Genomic DNA, 7,666 nt, shown 5'->3' with positions numbered 1-7,666 from the left:
CACGTGTGAGGTACTGGTGATGCTGGCATTGCGAATTACATTTTGCTGCCAAGCTTGGCTATTCTCGGGGTGTTCGAAGTCGACAATTCGTGGCTCTTCGTCATCGACGGCCACCGCGTACCGCAAACCATGTTGGGCGTTGATACGATGCGTGGGAATAGCATACGCGGTTACCCCGACCTGGCCGGCCTTGGCGACTGTAAAATCGTAATCCAATTCCGGTGAATCGGTTTTGATTTTTGCAGACTCCGTAACGTTTGCCGTTGTGACCGGGAAGACGGTTAGAACATCGGCTTGACGGCCTAACCCTGCAATGGGCAACCATTGACTGTCGCCACGCGAGACATTGCGAGTAAAGTGCTCTGCATTGACCGATAATTCGGGCGCGATCACATCTTTCTCTTCAACAACTTTATCCGGCCGGCTGTCGTTGGTTGGCCACTTGAAGGAAATGTGCGCGTTGGTCGTTCCTTTGACCGTCATCATATAATGCCATTTGCCGCCTGCTAAAGTGCGATTGTAATACTCGGTTTCCGCTTTGATTTGATCCAGCGCCCGAGCCTGATTTGAATCGTCGAGAAACACGTGATTTACCAGATCGGAAATCTTCACCGGGTACAATACCAACTCGTAAAAGGCATCGTGGCAATCAGCCGGCAGCCGGTCTTGAATGCTTTCGGTCTTCTGCAAAATCGCATCGTATTCCATGAGCCGCACGTGCCGTTCGTTGGCATTAAACGAGTTGAGGTCAATTAGCTCGGGCTTCCGTATGAAGCCCAAGCGGTAATATTTGCTCATGACGTCGACGATGGCCGCCGCCTCGCCGTGACCAAATTCCCGTGTGGCCCAATCCACCAAATAATTGGCCACGCTTTGCCGGTCATAAGCGTGAATGTTCCACGCCAGCCGCAACCAGAAGTCAATTCCAATTTCGCCAGGCTTAATATCGCCCACATTCAACACCCAAATTCGGTTGGCCCCGTATTGGTATGCTTTGGTCATTTCCTCCCAGATAAGAGCCGGCGGCGTGGTGTTTAACCATAAGTAAGATCGAGGGTTGCCCCAATAGCTGATGTGATAATAAATTCCCGCTGCCCCAGCGCGCTGCTGTTCTTGCGGCGTAGAAAGTTGCCGTATGTAGCCAAAATTGTCGTCCGTCCAAAGGATAGTTACGTCATCGGGCACATGCATTCCTCGCTGGTAAAGAGACAACACCTCCTTATACGGCGCGAACATTTGCGGCACTTTTCTTAAATCGGCGTTGACGTATTTCTGTAAAAGCGCCTGTTGATCAGCGAAAACTTGCTCGACAATTTTTACTCTCGCCTCGGGATCGCTTGGGCCTTCCATGGCCGAATCGTGAACTCCACGAATGCCCAGTGTCCAAACGGCTTCGTATGGGCCGCGCTCTTTGGCCCACTGTTCCCAATAGGCCAGCATGTTGTCACGGTTTTCGTCATATCGCCAGGGTCCTTGCCCTTCCTTCGGCCACAATACGTTGTTGCGATTCATGGCTTCCGTGTGGCTGGAACCCATTACAATTCCCCAATCGTCGGCGTCCTTCACGTTTTCCGGCACTCGGCCAAACTCCTTGGAAACGTTGTGCATCGCCGGCCACAAATAATTTCCTTTCAAACGCAAAAGAAGCTCGAAAACTTTTTGGTAGGTCTTCGGCCCGATATTATGTTGCTCGGGTTCAAACGTATTGGCGGCCCAAGGTTCGATGCCGAAATCTTCATCGTTAATGAAAATGCCACGATACTTAACTGATGGCGGACCCTCTTTGATTTCGCCGCCGTTGATGACTAATGCCGTGTGCTTTTCGGGTGTAACATCCGCCCACCAATACCAGGGAGATACGCCAATTGCCTCAGACAGTGCGAACACTCCATAGGCTGTTCCGCGGCGATCACTGCCAAAGATTACAAGCGCCATTTGAATGCCTTCCATTGGCCGCGAGATTTTTTGCAGCTTGAATGTTTCCCATTGCCCGCGAACATCGCTGTCGTCAATTTTCTTTTCAGCAATCAAGCGATCAACTAGTGCGCTGTGCCCGATTGTTCCGATGATGACCGCGTCGGGGCCAAGCTGATTCAAGTCATTCTTTACCTGCGGCTTGTGGCCGGTGACTCGATTAATGTCGTCCGCTAAAATTCCGGCGGCAATGTTTGCCAGTTTAAAATCCTCGGGAGCAACATAAATGTCGGCAGTCTTGCCGCCCATGGTCAGCTTCAGAGAATCGGCCTCGGCTTCATGGCCGACCAGTAGCTTGCCGGCCGCAAGCACATTACCACATAAGCCAAACAGCAAACACATGGCCGGAAGCCATCTCATGGCGCCATTCCCAAAGGCAGACGGTGCACATTATTTCCGTCGCATTCTACTCCGGAGCGCGCGCCGTTACCACACTTCTAGCCGTTCTTCCGGCCGGCGGTACAAAGTTTGGCTCGGCTGTACGTCAAACGCTTCGTACCAAGCCGGAATGTTTGAAAGCGGCACCAATGTGCGGAACCGTTCCGGCGAATGCGGATTTGTTCGCAACATCACTTTCAAATCAGCCTCGCGCTGAGATCCGCGCCAAACTTGAGCATAGCCAATGAAGAACCGTTGCGGTCCTGTGAATCCATCAATGATCGGCGCTGGTTTGCCCTCCAGCGATTTTTGATATGCTGCGTAGGCAATAGTTACGCCACCCAAATCGGCCAAGTTTTCACCCAGCGTGAGCAAGCCGTTGATATGGATATCATCCACCGGATTACACGCATTGTATTCTTTCACCAACTTGTCGGTTTTGGCATTAAAGCGTGAGCGATCTCCAGTGGTCCACCAATTCCGCAAATTGCCATCGGCATCGGAGCGGCTTCCTTGGTCGTCAAAACCATGAGTAATTTCGTGACCGATAACGGCGCCGATACCGCCATAGTTCACCGCATCATCGGCCGTCATGTCAAAAAATGGGGGCTGCAAAATGCCGGCAGGAAACACAATTTCATTGAGATTCGGATTGTAATACGCATTCACCGTTGGTGGCGACATTTGCCATTCATCACGGTCGACTGGTTTGTGCAGCCGTGCTAGTCGATATTGCGTTTCGAACGCGTCGGCCGCTTGCACATTTTGGATGTACGAATCGGTGCCAATTTTCAGCCCCGAGTAATCGCGCCACTTAATCGGGTAACCAATTTTCGGCCGTACCGCAGCCAACTTGGCGAGGGCCTCCTTCTTGGTTTCCGGGCTCATCCAATCACGGGATTCAATCCGCTCCTTGTATGCCAACATCAGGTTTTTCACTAGCTCGTCCATTCGTTGCTTGGCCTGTGGCGGAAAGTATTTTTCCACGTACAATCGGCCAAGTGCCTCGCCCATTTGTCGGTCGAGTGTGCCGATGGCCCGCTTCCAGCGTGGCTGCAATTGTTTAATTCCGCGCAGCTGCTCGCCATAGAAATGGAAATTCTCGTTGACGAAATCGTCGCTCAAATACGGACCAGCAGAATGGATTAAATGCCAGCGCAAATAGGTGCGCCAATCGTCCAGGGAAATGGTTCTAAGCAATTCATTTAGCTTCTTAAAAAATTCCGGCTGACCGACAATGGCGTCTTCCACCCCCTGGGCATTCACGGAGTTCCAGAACAAATCCCACTTCACATTCGGCGTTAGCTCCGCCAGTTCGGCATCGCTCATTTTGTTGTATTGTGCTTCTCGATCGCGCAATTGCACAGGAGTGCGCGAGGCTTCGGCTAATTGCGTTTCGATATGCAGTACAGTATCAGCGTTTACTTTGGCAGCATCGGGAGAATCGCCCAACAGCGTCAGCATTTTAGCCACATGCTCGCGATATTGATCGCGTATGCGTTTGGAATCGTCGCCGGAGCCTAAATAGTAATTGCGTTCCGGCAAACCCAGCCCTCCCTGCCACAATTGAATGGCATAGCGCGAACTTTGCTTTTCGTCCTGCTCAACGCCGAAACCAAACAAACCCGAAATGCCCGAGGCCTGAAAATGACCGACGAGCTTCAGTAAATCATCCGTGTTTTGAATTTTTGCAATCCGGTCCAGATCGTCGGCCAGCGGCTTCGCGCCGCCCTCGTTCAGCTTTTTTTCATCCATCGCCGTTTTATAAAAATCGCGCAGCTTGCGCGAATCGGCATCGAGCGGCTTGTCGCTCTTCGACAGACCTTCCACAATTTCCCGCAGGGCCACGAGATTATCGTCGTGCAATTTCGGGAAAGCGCCCCAACGGCTGTACTCGTCCGGGATGGGGTTTTCCTTGATCCACCTGCCGTTTACGTATTCAAAAAAGTCGTCGCCTGGCTTAATCGAGGTATCGAACGTGGACCGGTCGATGCCGCTTTTCAGCGGTTGATCGGCCGCAATGACAGTTGCCGCCGGAAACGCCGCCGCAAGCAACCCTGACAGTGCAAATGCGCCTGCCATGCAACCCGCCAACCTGCTTTCCATCCACTGCTGTCTCATCACATGCCTCATGGTTCTAGCACCTCGATTTACAGATACTTTCCCTTACGCACCTAACTGCCGATGGGATCGATACTGTCCAGCCCTTCCGCCCTTCGGTAGCTGCGTGTTCCCTTACTTCTGGGTGGCTTGGCATCTCTGCGGTTAAATGCGATCCGCGCTTGCAAAATCCAATTCAGCCCACGCAAAACACGGTCAGCGAACGCGACCCGTGCGCGCCAATCACCAGCGATTGTTCAATATCTGCCGTTTTGGAAGGTCCAGCAATAAACGCGCCAAACTCCGCCCGATTGAACTTTAGTCGCTCGTACGCTTGGTGCATATTGTCAACAATTTCGCCCGCCGGCAACACCAGTGCCAGGTGCTGCACAATAAAATATAACGCTCGCAGTGGCAGATTCCGATCGGTGACCCAAATCGCTGCATTTTCGGCCACGCCGAATTCACCAGACAGCACAGCAAAGTCGATCGGCTCCAAGGCATGTGGATCGCTGATATTCGTCAAATCAACATTTGAGTTGCCGATTCCAAGCACACGCGAAATGATTTGCTTCGCTTCTCGATATGCAGGAATTTCGCCCAGGGCAGAGTGAGCTGCCGCCGCATCGGGCACGCGCACCCACTGTCCGCCGATTTCGGTCAGCACTTTGGCGAATTGCGCTGGCCGGTCAACATACGTGATCCACTGGTGCTCCAGCGTGGGCAACTCAGTGCCGGGAGGTTGATGACTGCGAATCGCCGACAGAATTTCCTCCCGGCTGCGGCGATGTTCCGGCGGTTGTGGTTCGGCCATAATGCTCTTGATAAAGCTGTCGAAAGCTGCGGCGCGGCGCGGGAGGCAATTCGCGCTGCCGCCCCCACGCATTCAAGCGGTTATATACCAGCCACCGTGGGAAATTCCGCAGAGCCCACCGCCCCATATTCCCCATCAAACCATACAACCAAGTCGTGCGCAGCACAATGCTGGCCAGCTTCATCGAAAAGCGTTTGGTCCACGGCAAATGGCCATGCACCGCTAGTTCCCGCCGCCAGGTAAGCAGTTGATGGTGAATGTCGATCTTCACTGGGCACACGTCGGTGCAGCTGCCGCACAGGCTGCAAGCATACGGCAGGCTGTAATAATGCTGCGGATCGCGAGCCGGCGCTAAAATGGAGCCAATCGGACCGGGCACCGTGTTCTCGTAACTGTGGCCGCCGCTGCGGCGATAGACCGGACACGTGTTCATGCACGCCCCGCAGCGAATACACTTCAGCGAGCCGCGAAATTCCCCGCTGGCCAGCAGTTGACTGCGGCCGTTGTCAACAATCACAATGTGCAACTCGCCACCGAGGCGCGGACCATGGAAGTGCGACGAATACGCTGTAATCGGTTGCCCCGTGGCCGATCGCGCCAACAGCCGCAAGAAGACGCCCAAATCTTTCGCGCGGGGAATCAATTTTTCGATCCCCATGCACGCGATGTGCAATTTCGGGAGTGAGACACCTAAATCGGCATTGCCTTCGTTGGTGCAAACGACGAAACCGCCTGTTTCAGCCACGGCAAAATTCACGCCGGTCAGCCCGGCGTCGGCTTCCATAAACTTGTGTCGCAAATGTTGCCGGGCTACCTCGGCCAAATACTGCGGATCGGTCGCGCCGGCCGCCGATTGCAAATGCTTGTGAAACAGCTCGCCGATTTCTTCCTTCTTCATGTGAATGGCAGGCATCACAATATGGCTGGGAGGCTTGCGATCCAATTGCACAATCCGTTCCCCCAAGTCGGTGTCGGTCACTTCAATGCCGTGACGTTCCAAATATGGATTAAGATGACACTCCTCCGTCAACATCGATTTGCTTTTGACGAGTTTTTTCACGCCGTGTTGCCGCAAAATATCCAGCACAATTTGGTTGTGCTCAGCCGCATCGCAGGCCCAATGCACCGTGGCGCCCAAGGCCGTGGCTTGCCGCTCGAACTGTTCCAGATATTCCGCCAAGTGCGATATGGTGTGCAACTTGATGGCCGAAGCGGTTTCGCGCAGCGTTTCCCATTCCGGCAGCGAATGCACCGCCTTGTCGCGCTTGGCGCGTACAAACCACAGGGCGGTGTCGTGCCAATGCGCCCGAGGGCGATTTCGCACAAACTCAGCGGCTAGTGTTGCGTGGTTCATGTGAAATTCCAGAGAAATCGCTGAGTGGGTAGCACATCTATTAGACATCCCCTCCTGCCAGAATTTCCGCGATGTGCATGACGCGCATTGGTTTTTTCTGCCGGCGGATCAAACCTTCCAAGTGCATTAGGCAACTCATGTCGTTGGCGGTCAATACTTGTGTGCCGGCTTGTTCGTGGTCGTAAATGCGGTCCTCCCCCATCATGCACGAGACCGCTTCTTCATTCACGGCAAAGGTGCCGCCGAAGCCGCAGCATTCGTCGGGCCGCTGCAGTTGGACGATTTGCACCCCCTCGATCATTTCCAAAAGCGACCGCACTTTATTATACGACTTGCCCACCAGTTCCGTGTCACTGGCCAGCCGCAATTCGCGCAAGCCGTGGCAGCTTTGATGCAAGCCGACACGATAGGGAAATTGGCCTTGCAGTTTTTCCACGTGCAGTACGTCGGTCAAAAACTCGCACAGTTCGAATGTTTTAGCTTTCAGCTTTTGAAAGTCTGCGTACTCCGGCCGGCCGTGAAAATATTCGTCGTAATGTTGCCGGACCATTGCCACGCAACTGCCCGATGGCGCCACGACGTATTCAAAATCTTTGAAAATACGCAGAAACTTTTCGGCCAGCGGTCGGGCGTCTTCCGTGCAACCGGTATTGGCCATCGGCTGGCCGCAGCAAGTTTGCTCAACGGGAAATTCAAACGTCACGTCCAACCGCTTCAGCAACTCACACGTGGCCAGCCCGACTTGCGGATAAAGCTGGTCGATATAACAGGGAATAAACAGCGCAACGAGCGGCATTACGGCTTGATTTCGGCTTGTTCCAGCGTCACATTCTGCTGCTTGGCATTGTAGCCCTGATGCTGGACTAATTCAAACAGTAAATCCGCCTTTTCGCCTGTCGCCACGCGCTTTTGGAATTGCACGGTTTGATAGTCGTGTAGCGTCGGCTCCAGCGCACTGCGGAACACAATGTGTCCGGGATACGTGCGGCGGATTTCCACGTCGATGGGCTTGCCCGTGTAGTTGCGAATCCGCTGATCGTAAATCG

At 53.6% G+C, this 7,666-nt stretch carries 6 protein-coding genes; all 6 read right to left on the bottom strand.

Annotated features, from left to right (window positions below; translation table 11 throughout):
• Positions 1-2,334 (bottom strand): glycosyl hydrolase 115 family protein (locus VFE46_12365; GenBank protein ID HZZ28788.1); only part of this gene is annotated, 2,334 nt, incomplete at its 3' end.
• 66 nt (positions 2,335-2,400) lie between these two features.
• Positions 2,401-4,434: a M13 family metallopeptidase gene (locus VFE46_12360; GenBank protein HZZ28787.1), complete on the bottom strand. Its 2,034-nt coding sequence runs from the start codon at positions 4,432-4,434 to the stop codon at positions 2,401-2,403.
• Positions 4,435-4,648: 214 nt separating this feature from the next.
• Entirely contained in the window at positions 4,649-5,266 is a 618-nt protein-coding gene (locus tag VFE46_12355; GenBank protein ID HZZ28786.1) for an LUD domain-containing protein, read from the bottom strand.
• Positions 5,181-6,620 carry a lactate utilization protein B gene (locus VFE46_12350; GenBank protein HZZ28785.1) on the bottom strand — a complete coding sequence of 480 codons (1,440 nt, stop codon included), beginning with the start codon at positions 6,618-6,620 and terminating at the stop codon, positions 5,181-5,183. Before VFE46_12350 ends, VFE46_12355 begins: the two co-directional genes overlap by 86 nt.
• Positions 6,621-6,660: 40 nt before the next feature.
• A complete protein-coding gene (locus VFE46_12345) occupies positions 6,661-7,416 on the bottom strand; it encodes a (Fe-S)-binding protein (protein ID HZZ28784.1) in 756 nt (251 codons plus the stop codon).
• Positions 7,416-7,666, bottom strand: a 251-nt coding sequence (locus VFE46_12340) for a hypothetical protein (GenBank protein HZZ28783.1), incomplete at its 5' end; no start/stop codon positions are given. The genes VFE46_12345 and VFE46_12340, both read right to left, overlap by 1 nt.

The organism is Pirellulales bacterium, assembly GCA_035656635.1.
Lineage (GTDB): Bacteria > Planctomycetota > Planctomycetia > Pirellulales > JADZDJ01 > DATJYL01.
Note: the sequence above shows the minus strand (reverse complement) of the source record. Positions and strands in the feature narration are given on the sequence as shown.

Coding starts and splice junctions, on each gene's coding strand:
- VFE46_12345 (HZZ28784.1), bottom strand. CDS start 7,416: ATGCCGCTCGTTGCGCTGTTTATTCCCTGTTATATCGACCAGCTTTAT.
- VFE46_12360 (HZZ28787.1), bottom strand. CDS start 4,434: ATGGCAGGCGCATTTGCACTGTCAGGGTTGCTTGCGGCGGCGTTTCCG.
- VFE46_12355 (HZZ28786.1), bottom strand. CDS start 5,266: ATGGCCGAACCACAACCGCCGGAACATCGCCGCAGCCGGGAGGAAATT.
- VFE46_12350 (HZZ28785.1), bottom strand. CDS start 6,620: ATGAACCACGCAACACTAGCCGCTGAGTTTGTGCGAAATCGCCCTCGG.